Genomic DNA, 15,803 nt, shown 5'->3' on the forward strand with positions numbered 1-15,803 from the left:
CTTTTTACCATTCACTTCTTGCAGTCAGGAGAATTATCCCTATGTTAAACAAGATTTTGGTCGCCATTGATGAATCGGCTGCTAGCCAGCGAGCGCTAGCCTCGGCGATAGAATTTGCCTCAGCGCTAAAGGCGGAGCTGGTGCTAGTACATGCCCTAGACGTCTTCGCCCCCTCTAGCCCAGAACGGCCCTCTCTCTCTTTTAACAGCTATTCGATGGCATTAGAAAAAGCGGTTCAAGAAACCTATCAGAGTGAATGGAACCAGTTTGTCAATCACTACGACGCGCTGCTAAAGCAAAAAAAAGAAAAGGCAAAAGCAGTAGGCATAAAAGCTAGCTACGAACAGCCCTACGGTCGGCCTGGTCCTGCCATTTGTGAAGTGGCAAGAAGCCATAAGGTCGATTTGATTATGATTGGTAGCCGTAATCACACTTACCTAAAAGAGCTAGTGCTAGGCAGCGTTAGCAACTACATCATTCATCATGCGCCCTGTTCAGTAACGGTAATCCATTCCGTGCCCCCTCAGGAGACCTCCCTAGCAAAACGCGCAGAGCTAGCCTCTATTGGCCAAGCTTAGGAATAGCAAGCCGCCCATACATTCGCGCATCTATCGAATCACTAAGCGAATTACTGAGCCAGTTATTTCTCCTTTTCAGAACAACTCCAACTCACAGCGAGGAAAGACTATGTATAAGACAATTCTGGTCGCCTTAGACACCGACGAAGACTGTTCATCTGTCTTTGACCAAGCGCTCGATTTGGCAAAGTCAACTAACGCGACACTAGATCTATTGGGCGTTCTGACACCCGCCAACGACGATACAATTCCGCTAACTGCCTACTATCCTGATTTCGGTGGCTATCCACTCACTGTCGACGCTGAAACCTGGGAGAGCTGTCGGAAGCGCTATAAGGCCTACAAGGAAAATGGGAAAGCGGTGCTGATGCGCTTTGCCGAACAGGCTGCAGCAGTGGGCGTACAGACGAAAGTCACTCAAGCAGAAGACACCCCTGGGCGAGCCATTTGTGATCGCGCCAAAGCCAAAGCCATTGATCTGATCGTCGTCGGCAGCCATGGACGCAAGGGTCTAAGCGAGATATTCATGGGCAGCGTCAGCAACTACGTCATGCACCGCGCCCCCTGCTCTGTGCTAGTCGTGCATACACCACCCAATAATCAAAAGCAAAACACAACTGCTGAAGTCGCTGAGTCGGTAGCTTAAGAACAACAAGCCTCACGAAAGATCTCGCAGAGAGAATGTAAAGGATGAGAGTGCTAAGTTCTCATCCTTTGTTCTAAGTCAAAAACTCGTTAAAGAACGTTAACTCCACGCTAATACCAGCTGGATCTCTTACAAACAGCTGAGTTTGTCCAGTATCCAAAACAGTCGCAACTCTATAAGGGATTTCCGCCTCCTGTAGTCTGGCGATCGCATCCCTCAACCCCACACAGCTTAGCGAAACATGACTCAAAAATCCCTTTTGCTCTCCCGCTTCTGTCAAGTGAGCACGAGCGCTCAGATGCAAAATAGGAGAGCGCCCCGCATACAGCCAGTATCCCTCATGGTCTAACCGGGCTCTTGGGCCCACCGTCAGGCCAACAATCTCAACATAAAAGCGCTTTACCTGCTCTATCAACGCTGGCGAAGCAGAAATATTAATGTGATTCCAACCCAGCACACGTAGCGAAGGCCGTTCTGCGGTTTCTGGCCGTGCGATCACATGTGCAGTTTCAATACTCGTCCTACCCATAATGTCTCCTACTTTCAAGGAGCGCAACTAGGCAAACCAGCTAGGAAAACCGCTTTGCTTGCTAATCAGTCTAACTGCCTTGCCTCTCCTTAGTTGCCCTTACTTTGCTAATTTGTCCCTAGCTTACGCTCAAAACATGAGTAACTTATGAGCAGTGCGCTATAGACAGAAATTTGAAACAATGTAGATGGAATAGATAGCAGCGAAACCTTATGGAAACTTACCCGCCGGAAGCCAATCTAGCCCACCGATTTTGGAGCCTGGCTCATACTAATGGTAATTGTAGCAGTCCGCATTAGTTCACCACGAGTCACCTGTAGCATTCGCCAGCTTGCTGTACAGGTTTTCAATAGGTAAAACGCTTGCCACTACGGGACACTGAATATTCTTAGGAGACAGCCAACGTTCGGATGAATCCGACGCTAACCGTATGGAAGCTGTAAGCTTACTCATACTTCAACGTTTCCTGCCAGCAGTGCTCTAGCTTCTTTCGACTAATCTCCATCTCACAGTCTTTTTTTAGACATCTTTCTAGATACCTGAGTTGATAATAGGGCAAACCGTCAGTAGATCTGTCAGCAGGCTGGTCAGTAGGCTTGTTGGGAGATTCTGAAGAGCTACTCACCATTAAACGCTTAAAATAATTTAACAGCCAGGAGAAGAAGGAGAGGTCTTTGTCTTGTTTGTTCATGGCCAGCGGCCTCCTCAGTATACGTATGAACTTCTGTAATATAGGGAAATCGAACAAAAGCGAACAGATACTAAATGCGGCAATCAACGCGTAATTAGCCTGACAAATAGGCAGGCTAATTACAGCTTATTTTCGACAACCTAACAGATTAAAGCGTAGGCTAATAGTTTGAGAATCTTATGAAGGTAAAGCCAAAGTGAAAACAGTTCAACAAAACTCAGCCCCGCTTAAAAGAAAAGAAAGGAGAGTACTTATCGACACGCATCCATTTCGGAGTATGGCCGTTGTCTGGTGCATTCGCCTGACGGCTAGCCACTAAGCCCACAGTACGGAACAGTTTTATTGATTGCTCTTTTATTGACCGATTTTTATCTTTTGTTCTCTATGTAGCGAACTAGGTAGCCCAATCCATGTTGCTACATCAGGGCCAGATATTCTCCTCTAAAGTATTGCAAAGTACTAATCACCGGATTAGGCGCAGCCTGACCTAATCCGCACAGGCTGGTATGTTTCACCATATCGCAAAGCTGTTCTAGCTGGGTCAAATCAGCGCTATTTGCCTGCCCTTGTGTGAACTTGCACAGTAGCTGATAGAGCTGCACCGTACCCGCCCGGCAGGGAATGCACTTGCCGCAAGACTCCTCCATGCAGAACTCCATAAAATAGCGAGCCACATCGACCATGCTGGTCTGATCGTCCATTACAATCAACCCACCCGAACCCATAATCGACCCTAGCTGCTTGAGCGATTCGTAATCGACAGAAGTTTCAAAAGCCGAGGCTGGAATGCAGCCGCCCGAGGGACCGCCCGTTTGCACTGCCTTGACACTGCGACCCGCCGCTGCTCCCCCGCCAATGTCGTCAACAATTGCTTGCAAAGAGATCCCCATCGGCACTTCAATCAGCCCGGCATTTTGAACTTTTCCGGTGAGCGAAAAGACTTTGGTGCCCTTGCTTTTCCCAGTGCCAATACCCGCAAACCAGTCCGCTCCATTCCGAATGATGGGCGCAATGTTAGCGTAGGTTTCCACATTGTTGATTAAAGTCGGGCGGCCCCACAGCCCCGACTCGGCTGGATAGGGCGGACGCTGTTCTGGAATGCCGCGTCTGCCTTCGATAGAGGCCATGAGCGCGGTTTCTTCTCCGCAGACGAAGGCGCCTGCCCCAATCCGCAGATCAATTCGAAAATCGAGCGGAGAATCAAAGATTTGGCTGCCAAGCAATCCGTGCTTTCGGGCCTGTTGGATTGCCGTTTGCAAGTGGTTAATCGCCAGCGGATACTCACCTCGCACGTAGATATAGCCTTGGGTAGCGCCGACTGCGTAGGCCGCGATCGCCATGCCTTCTAACACCCGATGCGGATCGCTCTCTAACACGCTACGATCCATGTAGGCACCTGGATCGCCCTCGTCGGCATTGCACACCACATACTTTTGACCCGGCGGCATTTTTGCCACTGTCTCCCACTTCAGCCCGGTAGGATAGCCCGCCCCACCCCGCCCTCTCAGTCCGCTCTGGGCGATCGCTTTAGTCACTTCATCAGGCGAATACTCTCGCAGCACCCGGTACAGCGCCGCATAGCCTTGAAGGGCGACGTAGTCTTCTATTTTTTCAGGATCGACCTTGCCACTGTTCTCTAGAACGATGTGCTGCTGCTGCGTGAAAAAAGGGTGCTGGTCGGGCTGAAAGTCGGAGGGGCGAATGCGTGGTTCAGATAGATCATCAGACCAGCTGCTATCAGTAGCCATCTGGACGAGCTGTGTGGCTTGCTCAGGTGTGACCTGCTCGTACAGCCTGCCGTCTGGATCAATTTGCACTAAAGGGCCTTTGCTGCACAGTCCCAGACAGCCGACGCCCTTCACCTTCACTTGCTCGGCTAAGTGATGGTCAGCAACCGCTGTTTGCAGCGCTGTTTTGACCGCTAAGCCATTAGCTGACAAGCATCCACCCACCGTGCAGCAGCGGATGCGACAGGGCGTTTTGGGCTGGGCTAATGTCTGTTGTAAATTACTCAAATTCATGGGCAGATTCATGAGCTGGTTTGTCCTGTAAGCTGGCGTCTATTCGCTGAATAATAGTCTCAGTCGTTTGATGGCCCGCGATCGCATCATCTACCACCACTACTGGCGCAATTCCACAGGCCCCTAAACAGCGAGCTGTCGAAAGCGACATCTCTCCATCTGCCGTTGTCTGTCCGGGCTGGATGCCCAAACGCTGTTCTAACTTAGCCAGTAGCTGCGCTGCCCCCTTGACATAGCAGGCCGTACCCAGGCAGACCGTACAGCTATGATGGCCGCTCGGGGCCAAGGAGAAAAAGTGATAAAAGGTGGCAACGCCGTACACTTGGCTGAGCGGCAACTGCAGAGACTTTGCGACTTCGGCCAACAGCGTCGGACTAAGATAGTCAAACAGCTCCTGCGCCTTGTGCAAAACTTCGATGAGCGCATCTGAGCGATACTGATGGCGCTTCATCGTCGCTGCCAACAGCTGCCATCGTTTGTCTTCTAAATCTCCCTCTACCGAATGGCCCTGTACAGGTGTCGATTCAGTCGATGTGGGTTGTGTGGATGCTGGGGAGGTGGGCATGCGACATCGCCTAGTTAGTCTGGCCTAGATAGCCTGATTTGTCCGAGATAAACGGTAGTACGAAGAGTTGAAGATCTTGTGAGGGATGTAATCGTTCTGTTTTTCTTTTGATCGGCTTGCTTGCAGCTCTGTACCTTCACAAGTTCGCCAAGTTGTTGCTTTACGCTCTCGTATGAGAGGGGAGCAATATACAGTCTCAAGGCGAAATACCTTATTAGGAGATTCTCAACAATGAAAGTATCGGATATTATGACAACCGACGTGGTCACCATTCGTAGTTCGGCAACGGTCGCAAAAGCCGCTACCCTAATGCGCCAAAAGGGCGTTCATGCACTGGTAGTAGAGCGCACAGATGAATTGGATGCTTATGGCATTGTTGCCATTGGCGACATTGTGGGTCAGGTGATTGCCTTTGGCCGTGATCCCAATCAGATACGGGTGTACGAGATTATGTCTAAGCCCTGCGTTGTGCTCAATCCGAGTCTAAGAGTCGAGTATGCGGCGCGTTTGCTCACGCAATCTAACCTTCACAGTGCGCCAGTCATTCAGTCTGAGCTACTGGGCATTTTGTCCGTTTCTGATATTTTAGAGCGCGGTAGCTCGATAGAAAATCCACGCGAGCTGTTGCTAGTCGGCGAGATCGAGGCACTCTCTGAGGCGGCAGAGCTGGTGTGCGAAGATAAAGGGCCAAATTCTACCGCTTGCGCCCAAGCTTGGGCACGAGTCGATGCGCTACAGGCAGAGCTAGCCCATCAGCATTCTGTATCGCTCGATCATGTGGCCTCTGAGCTATTTTACGAAGACTATCCAGAAGCCTTTGTGGACAGAGAGTACGATGCCTGGTGCAGTGGCTAAAACTCTTCACAAGTCTCTCAACATTGATGACTATTCTGTAGATAAAGACAGAAAGCAGTAGAGGAGCGCTATGACCACACAGCTCAGACCAAGAGTTTATACCCTTGATATGCTTCGTGATGAGGCTCGTGCCTTAGTCGATCGACATATCGTTGATCGGCAGCAGCCGATTCACGCACTTTGCCGATTTTTGCCCGACGAAGGCTGGAAGTGCATTGAAGTCGCACTAGAAGAAGACGAGTTTTTGCTGCGCGATCGCATTATCGATCTGCTTGCAAAAGAGACTTGGGAAGAAGATTAACGTAACGTTCTTTCAGCTCCGTTCAATCGACTAGTCAATCTGCGGAGTATAGCTATTTCTATGTATCTCTCAATGCTAATTACGCAGGGCATTGTTCCTATTTGTTTGTTGCTTTGGCAGGGGTTGGGTCGATCGCACAGTCGGCTAGGATGGCTGCTCAAAACGCTGTTGGTGGCTGCTTACTTAGCTGCAGTTTCTCTGGTTGGGATGTGGCCTGTTTTACTCAGCTGGTGGATGCCTTATCTGTACTGGACGATTTGGTTTTTGCTAGCCGCGCTGACCTACAGTCGTCACAAAAATCTGGTTCTCTGGCCCAAGCGTACTTTCTGGGGAATCTTGAAAGTCTTTATCTGTGGTGGACTCGTGGGTTTTCTCACTGTTTACTCGCTACAGGCTGCCAAAGGCTACGCCCTCCCTGATGAACAGCCCGTTTCGCTAGCATTTCCGCTGCGCGGTGGCGACTACTCTGTCTTTAATGGCGGTAGTCAGGCGTTGCTCAATAGCCACGTTCTAACGTTAAACAACCCAGAATCTCGCAGCTATCGTGGCCAGGGCTACGGTATAGATATTGTCAAACTCAATCGGTTTGGCAGTAGGGCGGCGGGCCTAGTTCCCAAGGATATAGAAAAGTACGAAATTTTTGGTGAAACCGTGTATGCCCCCTGCTCGGGTACGGTGATTTCTTTGCGACGCGATCGCCCCAATATGATTCCACCTCAGCCCGATAGAACCTACATCCCCGGCAACCATGTACTGCTGCGATGCCGCGAAGCAGATGTACTGCTGGCCCATTTCTCTCCGGGCAGCATCACGCTGAACGCAGGCGATTCGGTCACAACCGGTCAGCCGCTGGGCACTGTCGGCAACTCAGGCAACAGCAATGAACCTCATCTACACATTCATGCTCAGCGACCTGGCAGTGAGACCGATCCGTTGAATGCCGATCCGCTGCCAGTGTTGTTTGATAGCGCACTAGGAGGAAACTCAAACCAGCGCTATCTAGTGCGAAATGCTCGCATCTCAAAACAATCAAAGTTCATTAGAAGCCTGTACGGCCAACATATCGAGACAACTCTATCTCCGAGGATCTTCAGCTAATGGCGTCATCGCCTAACCATTACCGCTCAGCCACCTATACTGTGGATCCAGAAGGCGCCGCAGTTGGCACCGTTACCGCCATTCGCGGCAGCGTCGTCGATGTTCGTTTTCCCCATCGTGTGCCTCGTCTATACAACCTGCTACAGGCAAAAGGCAATATTGCCATCGAAGTCTTAAGCCATCTGAGCGAACAAACCGTGCGAGGTATCGCCCTGACGCCTGTTCAAGGGCTAGCTCGGGGCGCATCTGTGACTGATACCGGAAATTCCTTGCAGGTGCCTGTCGGGGCTAAGTTGCTAGGGCGCGTGTTCAACGTTTTTGGCGATCCTATTGATGGGCAAGCTGCCGTTGCTGGGCCTCGGCGATCGCTCCACGCATCTCCCGTGCCCTTGAGCCAGCGGGCTACCCAAACCGATATTCTAGAAACCGGCATCAAAGCCATTGATTTGCTCGCACCGATTGAGCGCGGCGGCAAAGCTGGCCTTTTTGGCGGGGCGGGCGTCGGCAAAACAATTCTCATTACTGAGATGATCCATAACGTGGTGCGTCAGTATCGAGGCGTGAGTTTGTTCTGTGGAATTGGAGAGCGATCGCGTGAAGGCGAAGAGCTATACCGCGAGATGAAGTCAGCGGGCGTATTAGACAACACCGTGATGGTCTTTGGTCAAATGAACGAGCCGCCCGGTGCCCGCTTTCGCGTGGGTCACGCTGCCCTGACGATGGCCGAATACTTTCGCGATGAAATGCATCGTGACGTGTTGTTGATGATCGATAATGTCTTTCGGTTTATCCAGGCGGGATCGGAAGTGTCGGGGCTAATAGGCCAGCTACCTTCGCGGGTAGGCTATCAGCCGACATTAGCAACCGATTTGGCCGCTTTAGAAGAGAGAATTTGTAGTACTCAGTCGGCAGCGATTACCTCAGTTCAGGCCGTGTATGTCCCTGCCGACGATCTTACCGATCCCGCGGCGGTACATACCTTTTCTCACCTATCCGCGTCCATTGTGCTCTCTCGTAAACGCATGAGTGAGGGCCTTTACCCAGCCGTTGATCCGCTTCAGTCAGGCTCCAAACTGTTAACGCCTTCAGTCGTAGGCCAACGCCATTACAAAATTGCCCAAGCTGTCCGCATCACCCTCGCCGACTACGAAGAACTCAAAGACATCATCGCCATGCTAGGACTAGAAGAATTAGCCGAACAAGAACGCGCCACCGTCTACCGGGCCCGGCGACTAGAGCGCTTCTTAACCCAGCCTTTTTTCACGACGGAATCTTTTACCAATTTGCCAGGCCAGTGGGTATCGCTGAGTGAAACTCTCAAGGGGTGCGAGCGGATTTTGGCAGATGAGTTTTCTGAGCTGCCCGAAAGAGAGCTGTACATGATCGGCCCTATTGGAGATGTAAAAGGTCGGCAACAGGCTCAAGCCGCCGCACAGAGAAAAACCCAAAGAGATAAAGAAAAAGAGAAACCAAAAAAGTAGGTGCCGCTATGAGCCAGCTGACTGCCATGAACTTACAAATTACCTTGCCTCACCATCTACTTTTAGAAAAAAGGATCAAGAGGCTATTGGCTGAGGGTGTACATGGCTCATTTGGGCTACGACCTAATCACCTTGACTGCCTATCTATCTTGCAGCCAGGCATCTTCGTATACGAGGCTTTAGATGGTGTAGAACATTACCTTGGTGTGGGGTCAGGAATGCTGGTAAAGCAAGGCAGCCGGGTATTTGTTTCGGCCTCGAACGCAGTTCCGGGCGATGATTTAGCGCAGTTACAACAGGCGGTAGCAAAGCAGTTTAACCAGCTAGATGAGCAGGCTCGGCTAGTGGAATCAGCCCTAGCCCGACTGGAATCAGGATTAGCTCGCCACTTTAGCATTTTGGTAGAAGGAACCTAAAGAGATGAAGCCAGAGCACCCTCACCGTCAGCGACAGAAAGAAGATTTTCTCAAGAAGATTTCAAGAAAATCACAGCGCAAGCTAAAAGCGCAGCGCAGTCGCAGCCAAGCGTGGATAGGCATGAGAATGTTTGGCCTGGTCGGCTGGGCTGTCAGCATCCCTACACTCATAGGCATTGCTCTGGGCGTATGGATCGATCGCCAAGTTCAAAGTCAGTATTCCTGGACGCTGATGCTATTGATCGTGGGTATCGCACTAGGGTGCTTTAACGGTTGGTATTGGATAGAAAAAGAGAGTAAAGGAGATTGAATTTAGGCTATTGGAGAATCACGGACAGGGGGAAGGAGACGGATAGATGGGAGGTCTAGATGATCAGTGTGATCGTGCTGTGGTTAGTCGGCTTAGGGCTAGGCGGTCTCTATTTTGGTGGACTGTGGATGACCCTGCGTCGACTGCCTCGGTGGCATCACCCTTTTCTAGCCATGGGGCTCAGCTTGCTGTGTCGGCTGGTTGTACTACTCGGAATGGGTGGCCTGTTTTTACGGTATCCAATCGCCTCTCCTTTTCAGACTGTGCTGACTATCAGCTTCGGGGTATGGCTCAGTCGAATGATGCTAATCTCTGCGGCGCTGTCAATCTCAAAGAGATCAGTATCGAAGGGATTAGTCTTAAAGAGTGACGAAGTCAAGAAAGTGTTGGATGCATAGGTGTATATAAGAAAAGCTATCGTGACTTGGAGAGTGCGCTACAGACTTAGGGTCAGCGGTTGACTCCGCCACCTATGAGCAATTTTTGATAGTAATTAGAACAATACAATAATTCACTGACACTATCGGTGACAACGTTAGTGTCTTGCTTACGAAAACATCATAGATCAACCCGTGCTAGTTTTGGCCTAGCCAGCAGCATGATCCTCGTCACAACAAAGTTGAAGATATGCTCATAGTCTGCTACAACCTTTCCGTAGACAGGAATGTAGCTCATATACTTCAGCCTATCTTCTCAACTATTGCGCGATCGCTTTTTCCCTTTCTTACGTTTCATCAAATTTTATTGGAATGTTCACACAACTCCTCCCCATCATTCGGTATGTTGGACTTATCAGGGAAGCGATACCGATGGCTGAAGGAGCACTATTGCTTTTGGTTTTCTCTTTTCATCTTTTATACATATGGAAGCTGGCACTGATAGATGCGCGGTAGAGACTCCTTCTTCTCTTACCGTCGGCAGACTATCAGTTTCAACAATCTATTCTTCGTACTGATACAACAGATGTGCTCGTTGTTACTAAGTGCTGATCTCTGCGATCGCCAACGAGATTACCAACATCAATATGTTCATTCTTACTTTTACTTGAGAGACCTATGCTGATGCCGGCTCTTGCTTATATACTTCCGCAGCCCAGACTAGAACTGAGCTGTTCTAGACAGTTCACCGCATGTCGTGATGGTACTACCGCAGGGACGGCGATCATAGACGATAGTCCTCCTTAGTGATGTGATTAGGCAGGTGCTACGGGTAGTGGGCGACTGACCCGCGATAGATGAAAGATTAAAAAACGGCTTGCGTCAACAGGCCGCTGTAGTTGTAAACAAAAGGATGATAGCAAAATGACTCTTTCAGTACGGTTTAATTTAGTCTCCCTCGATGGCAGCAACGGCTTCGTGCTCAATGGCATCGATGAATTTGACAGCTTTGGGAGTTCGGTGAGTAGCGCAGGCGATGTGAATGGCGATGGTCTTGATGACCTTATCATTGGCACCCCTGACGGCGACCCCAACGGCAGTTCTTCGGGCGAGAGCTATGTAGTGTTTGGCTCAGACGTGGGCTTTGATGACGCTTTTGAGCTTTCTAGCTTGGATGGCAGCAACGGCTTCGTACTTACTGGTATCAATGAAGGTGACCGCTCAGGCTTTTCGGTGAGCGGCGCAGGCGATGTGAATGGTGATGGCATCGATGATCTCATCATTGGTGCAGCTAATGCTAACGAGAGCTATGTGGTGTTTGGTTCTGATGTAGGCTTTGGCCCTACCCTCGAGCTTTCTAGTTTAGATGGCAGCAACGGCTTCGTACTTACTGGCATTAATGAGTTCGACAGTTCCGGACGTTCGGTGAGCGGTGCGGGTGATGTCAACGGCGATGGCTTCGATGACCTTGTCATCGGCGCACCTGGCTCTGACCCTAACGGTAGTGGCTCAGGCGAAAGCTATGTAGTGTTTGGTTCTGATATGAGCGTTGATCCTACTTTCAACTTGTCTAACTTAGACGGTAGCAACGGCTTTGCGCTCAATGGCATCAATACATTTGACAGCTCTGGACGTTCGGTGAGCGGTGCGGGTGACGTCAACGGCGATGGCTTCGATGACCTTATCATCGGCGCACCTGGATCTGACCCTAACGGTAGCGGTTCAGGCGAGAGCTATGTGGTGTTTGGTTCTGATGTAGGCTTTGGCGCTACCCTCGAGCTTTCGAGCTTGGATGGTAGCAACGGTTTCGTGATTAGTGGTATTGATGCAGGTGATGTCTCTGGTTATTCAGTAAGCGGCGCGGGTGATCTCAACGGCGATGGCTTCGATGACCTTATCATCGGCGCACCTGGGGAACGTTTTAGGGGGGATACTTCCGGCCAGAGCTATGTAGTGTTTGGCACCGATGCAGGCTTTAGCGCTACCCTCAACTCCTCTATGTTGGATGGTAGTAACGGCTTCGTAATTAATGATATCGATGTAGGCGATCGCCTCGGTGATTCGGTGAGTAGCGCGGGCGATATCAACAGCGATGGCTTCGATGACCTCATCATCGGCGCGCGCCGAGCCGACCCCAACGGTGACGTCTCCGGTGAGAGCTATCTAGTGTTTGGTTCTGATGTAGGCTTCGGTGCTACCCTCGAGCTTTCTATGTTAGATGAAAGTAGTGGCCTTATTTTTGAGGGCATTGATGCATTTGATAACTCCGGTAGCTCGGTGAGCGGCGCGGGCGATGTCAATGGTGATGGCATTGATGACTTAATTATTGGTGCATCCAACAAGAGCTATGTGGTGTTTGGCGCTGCTGATATTAAGCCACCCACACGTACGCTCTTCGGCACTAATGGCAACGATACGCTTGTCGGGGGCAGGAAAGGAGATATCTTCTTCGGCTTAGCGGGTAACGACTTTCTCTTCGGCGGTATCAACAACGACGTGCTAGCTGGAGGCCGGGGGAACGACATTCTCGATGGTGGTCGGGATAAAGACTCGCTTGACGGCGGTGATGGCAACGACATTCTCTTCGGCGGTGACGGCAAAGACACTCTGACCGGGGGTAGAGGTAACGATACGCTCAACGGCGGTCGGGGCGACGATACGCTTGACGGCGGTCGGGGTCAAGATGCTCTCTTCGGCGGTAATGGTAACGACATCCTGATTGGGGGAGCAGATAACGATACGCTTGACGGCGGTGATGGTAACGATACGCTCAAAGGCGGTCGGGGCAACGATACGCTTGACGGCCGTATAGGCCAAGACGCTCTCTTCGGCAGTAATGGTAACGACATCCTCTTTGGTAGGGGTGGTAACGATACGCTAGATGGTGGGAATGGCAACGATACGCTAGACGGCGGTGATAGCAATGACCTTCTGAATGGTGGCAAAGGCAGCGATACGCTAGACGGCGGTAACGGCAACGATACGCTGGACGGTGGCCGGGGCCAAGACGCTCTCTTCGGCGGTAGTGGTGACGACGTCCTGGTTGGGGGAGCAGACAGCGATACGCTAGATGGTGGGAATGGCAACGATACGCTAGACGGCGGTGATGGCAACGATACACTGGACGGTGGTCGAGGCAGAAATGCTCTCTTCGGCGGTGATGGTAACGACACCCTCTTTGGCGGGGTTGACAACGATACGTTAAACGGCGGTGATGGCAACGATACGTTAGACGGCGGTCGGGGCAGCGACATCCTCACGGGCGGTAACGGTAGAGACGTGCTTCTAGGCGGCGATGGCGACGACACCCTCATCGGTGAGGGCAACAACGATACGCTTACCGGCGGTAACGGTAGAGACACGTTTGTCTTATCAGTTGGTGACGGCGTTGATACCATCACCGACTTTGACACGAAAGACTTGATTGGCCTAGCCGGCGGACTAGGTATTGGCGACCTCTCCTTTGTCGGCAACGACATTATTGCTACTGATACCAACGAAGTGCTAGCGACCCTTACTGGCATTGATACGAATAGTTTGAACAACAGTCAGTTCGTACTGGTCTGAGCACCTTTAGCCTAGGCTCAGGCCCACTCGAATATCTTGAATATGGAAAAACGGCCTGCGTCAATAGGCCGCTGTAGTTGTAAACAAAAGGATGATAGCAAAATGGCTTTTCCAGCACAGTTTGATTTAAGCTCTCTCTATGGTGGTAACGGCTTTGTACTCAACGGGATCGATGGAGGCGATCGCTCTGGTCTTTCAGTGAGTGATGCCGGTGACATCAATGGTGATGGCTTCGATGACCTGATTATTAGTGCACCCAATGCTGACCCTGATAGTCGTTCCTCGGGCGAGAGCTATGTCGTGTTTGGTACCAATGCCGGCTTTGGTGCTGCTATAGATCTATCAGGTTTAAATGGTAGTAACGGTTTTGTACTCAATGGCGTTGACGAATTTGACTCTTCCGGTCGTTCGGTAAGCAGCGCGGGTGACGTCAACGGCGATGGTTTTGATGATCTAATTATTGGTGCGCCTTACGCCGATCCTAGCGGCGATGGTTCAGGTGAGAGCTATGTCGTGTTTGGTACCGACGTGGGCTTTGATGCTGTTCTAGATCTATCAGATCTAGACGGTAGTAACGGTTTTGTGCTCAGCGGCATTGATGCAGGTGACCATTCCGGTCGATCGGTAAGCAGCGCGGGCGACGTCAACGGCGATGGTTTTGATGATCTAATTATTGGTGCGCCTTACGCCGATCCTAACGGCGATGATTCAGGTGAGAGTTATGTCGTGTTTGGTACCGACGTGGGTTTTGATGCTGTCTTTGAGCTCTCTAGCTTGGATGGGAGCAATGGCTTTGTACTCAAAGGCATTGGTGGATTCTACTACTCTTCTGGATATTCGGTGAGCAACGCTGGAGATGTCAACGGCGATGGCTTCGATGATGTGATTATTGGCTCATATAACAATAACGGTGACACTTATGTCGTGTTTGGTACGGACGTGGGCTTTGATGCTGCCTTCGAGCTCTCTAGCTTGGATGGGAGCAACGGCTTCGGGTTTATTGGCAACGACTTTGACTTTTCTGGTCGTTCGGCAAGTGGTGCAGGCGACATTAACGGTGACGGCTTCGACGATGTAATTATCAACGCTCCTACCGCCATATATGGTGCCTCTTATAACGTTTCCTACGCTGGCACTAACTACGTTGTATTTGGCAGCGATTCAGGCTTTAGTCCGCTCCTCAGACCCAATAGCTTAGATGGTAGCAACGGTTTTATCATCGAAGGTACCAAGGTCTACAGCGAATCTGGATTTTCGGTAAGCGGAGCAGGTGATTTCAATGGCGATGGCTTCGATGACCTGATTATTGGGGCGCCCTATACCAGTACCGGTGCTTATGTTGTCGAGAAAGGCGACGAGCCAGGCGAGAGCTATGTAGTGTTTGGTACTGATGCAGGCTTTGGCGCTGTCTTCGAACTCTCTAGCATAGATGGCAGCAACGGCTTTGTACTCACAGGTATTGATACAGACGATAGCTCCGGATTTTCGGTAAGCGGAGCAGGCGATATCAACGGTGATGGCTTCGATGACCTAATTGTCGGTGCGCCTTACGCCGATCCTAACGGCTCTGGGTCAGGCGAAAGCTATGTGGTGTTTGGCGCTGCTGATATTGACTCAAACACATCTACGCGCTTCGGTACTAACGGCAACGATACGCTCATCGGTGGGAAAAACAAAGACATCTTGTTCGGCCTAGCAGGGAACGACTTTCTCGATGGCAGCAACGGCGACGATACGCTCGATGGCGGTCGAGGGAGAGACACTCTCTTCGGTGGCAATGGTAACGACACCCTCATCGGTAGGGCGGATAACGATACGCTTGATGGTGGCAAAGGCAACGATACACTTGATGGTGGCAAAGGCAACGATACACTTGATGGTGGCCGGGGTAGAGATGTTCTCTTTGGTGGCAATGGTAACGACACCCTCATCGGTAGGGCGGATAACGATACGCTTGATGGTGGCAAAGGCAACGATTTGCTAGACGGGGGGCGGGGTAACGACTTGCTTACAGGTGGTAGCGGTAGAGACTTCCTGCTCGGCAACGACGGTGACGACACCATCGTCGGTGGGGGCAACAACGATACGCTTACGGGCGGTAACGGTAGAGATACGTTCGTCCTATCGCTGGGTAACGGTATTGACACCATCACGGACTTTGACACCAAAGACCTGATTGGCCTAACGGGCGGACTCAGTCTCGGCGCACTCTCCTTTATTGGCAGTGACATCTTGATCTCCGATACCAGCGAGGTGCTAGCCACCCTTACTGGTATCGATACGACCAGCTTGAACAGTAGCCGGTTTGTGCCGGTCTAAGAATGTGGTGTTGAGGTTGATCGCACGACTCTATTTATCAGGCGACAGC

Annotated in this window: 15 protein-coding genes; 11 read left to right on the forward strand and 4 right to left on the reverse strand. The window is 51.0% G+C overall.

The window, feature by feature from the left end; all coding sequences use genetic code 11:
* Positions 1-41 precede the first annotated feature (41 nt).
* Both S7335_RS20540 and S7335_RS20545 read left to right on the forward strand, forming a co-directional pair.
* Entirely contained in the window at positions 42-578 is a 537-nt protein-coding gene (locus S7335_RS20540) for a universal stress protein (RefSeq protein WP_006457803.1), read from the forward strand.
* Positions 579-687: 109 nt separating this feature from the next.
* Complete coding sequence (locus tag S7335_RS20545) at positions 688-1,224, forward strand: universal stress protein (RefSeq protein WP_038019322.1); 537 nt, start codon at positions 688-690, stop codon at positions 1,222-1,224.
* 73 nt (positions 1,225-1,297) lie between these two features.
* On the opposite strand, the gene S7335_RS20550 is transcribed toward S7335_RS20545, so the two are convergent.
* The 4 genes from S7335_RS20550 to hoxE form a co-directional block, all read right to left on the reverse strand.
* Positions 1,298-1,753 carry a VOC family protein gene (locus tag S7335_RS20550; RefSeq protein ID WP_006458207.1) on the reverse strand — a complete coding sequence of 152 codons (456 nt, stop codon included), beginning with the start codon at positions 1,751-1,753 and terminating at the stop codon, positions 1,298-1,300.
* Positions 1,754-2,198: 445 nt separating this feature from the next.
* Entirely contained in the window at positions 2,199-2,444 is a 246-nt protein-coding gene (locus tag S7335_RS20555) for a hypothetical protein (RefSeq protein WP_006458437.1), read from the reverse strand.
* A 416-nt stretch (positions 2,445-2,860) separates the two neighbouring features.
* Positions 2,861-4,465: a NuoF family protein gene (locus tag S7335_RS20560; RefSeq protein ID WP_006457947.1), complete on the reverse strand. Its 1,605-nt coding sequence runs from the start codon at positions 4,463-4,465 to the stop codon at positions 2,861-2,863.
* Complete coding sequence (gene hoxE / locus S7335_RS20565; RefSeq protein WP_006458295.1) at positions 4,452-5,030, reverse strand: bidirectional hydrogenase complex protein HoxE; 579 nt, start codon at positions 5,028-5,030, stop codon at positions 4,452-4,454. The genes S7335_RS20560 and hoxE overlap by 14 nt, the downstream gene beginning before the upstream one ends.
* 231 nt (positions 5,031-5,261) lie before the next feature.
* Here hoxE and S7335_RS20570 point away from each other — a divergent pair, with 231 nt between their 5' ends.
* The 9 genes from S7335_RS20570 to S7335_RS20610 all read left to right on the forward strand — a co-directional run bounded on the left by S7335_RS20570 (position 5,262) and on the right by S7335_RS20610 (position 15,754).
* Entirely contained in the window at positions 5,262-5,885 is a 624-nt protein-coding gene (locus tag S7335_RS20570) for a CBS domain-containing protein (RefSeq protein WP_006458416.1), read from the forward strand.
* A gap of 70 nt (positions 5,886-5,955) precedes the next feature.
* Positions 5,956-6,186, forward strand: a complete 231-nt coding sequence (locus tag S7335_RS20575) for a DUF4327 family protein (RefSeq protein WP_006458328.1) — start codon at positions 5,956-5,958, stop codon at positions 6,184-6,186.
* A 60-nt stretch (positions 6,187-6,246) separates the two neighbouring features.
* A complete protein-coding gene (locus tag S7335_RS26305; RefSeq protein WP_006458459.1) occupies positions 6,247-7,284 on the forward strand; it encodes a M23 family metallopeptidase in 1,038 nt (345 codons plus the stop codon).
* Positions 7,284-8,765 carry a F0F1 ATP synthase subunit beta gene (atpD, locus tag S7335_RS20585; protein WP_083785158.1) on the forward strand — a complete coding sequence of 494 codons (1,482 nt, stop codon included), beginning with the start codon at positions 7,284-7,286 and terminating at the stop codon, positions 8,763-8,765. Before S7335_RS26305 ends, atpD begins: the two co-directional genes overlap by 1 nt.
* A gap of 8 nt (positions 8,766-8,773) precedes the next feature.
* Entirely contained in the window at positions 8,774-9,181 is a 408-nt protein-coding gene (locus S7335_RS20590) for a F0F1 ATP synthase subunit epsilon (RefSeq protein WP_006458443.1), read from the forward strand.
* Positions 9,182-9,185: 4 nt separating this feature from the next.
* Entirely contained in the window at positions 9,186-9,491 is a 306-nt protein-coding gene (locus S7335_RS20595) for an AtpZ/AtpI family protein (RefSeq protein WP_006457862.1), read from the forward strand.
* Positions 9,492-9,550: 59 nt separating this feature from the next.
* A complete protein-coding gene (locus tag S7335_RS20600) occupies positions 9,551-9,889 on the forward strand; it encodes an ATP synthase subunit I (RefSeq protein WP_006457976.1) in 339 nt (112 codons plus the stop codon).
* A gap of 903 nt (positions 9,890-10,792) precedes the next feature.
* Positions 10,793-13,435, forward strand: coding sequence for an FG-GAP repeat protein (locus S7335_RS20605; protein WP_006457767.1), 2,643 nt, complete (start codon positions 10,793-10,795; stop codon positions 13,433-13,435).
* 102 nt (positions 13,436-13,537) lie between these two features.
* On the forward strand, positions 13,538-15,754 hold the full coding sequence (locus tag S7335_RS20610) for an FG-GAP repeat protein (protein ID WP_006457752.1): 2,217 nt from the start codon (positions 13,538-13,540) through the stop codon (positions 15,752-15,754).
* The last annotated feature ends 49 nt before the right edge of the window (positions 15,755-15,803 follow it).

Source organism: Synechococcus sp. PCC 7335 (assembly GCF_000155595.1).
Taxonomy (GTDB): domain Bacteria; phylum Cyanobacteriota; class Cyanobacteriia; order Phormidesmidales; family Phormidesmidaceae; genus Phormidesmis.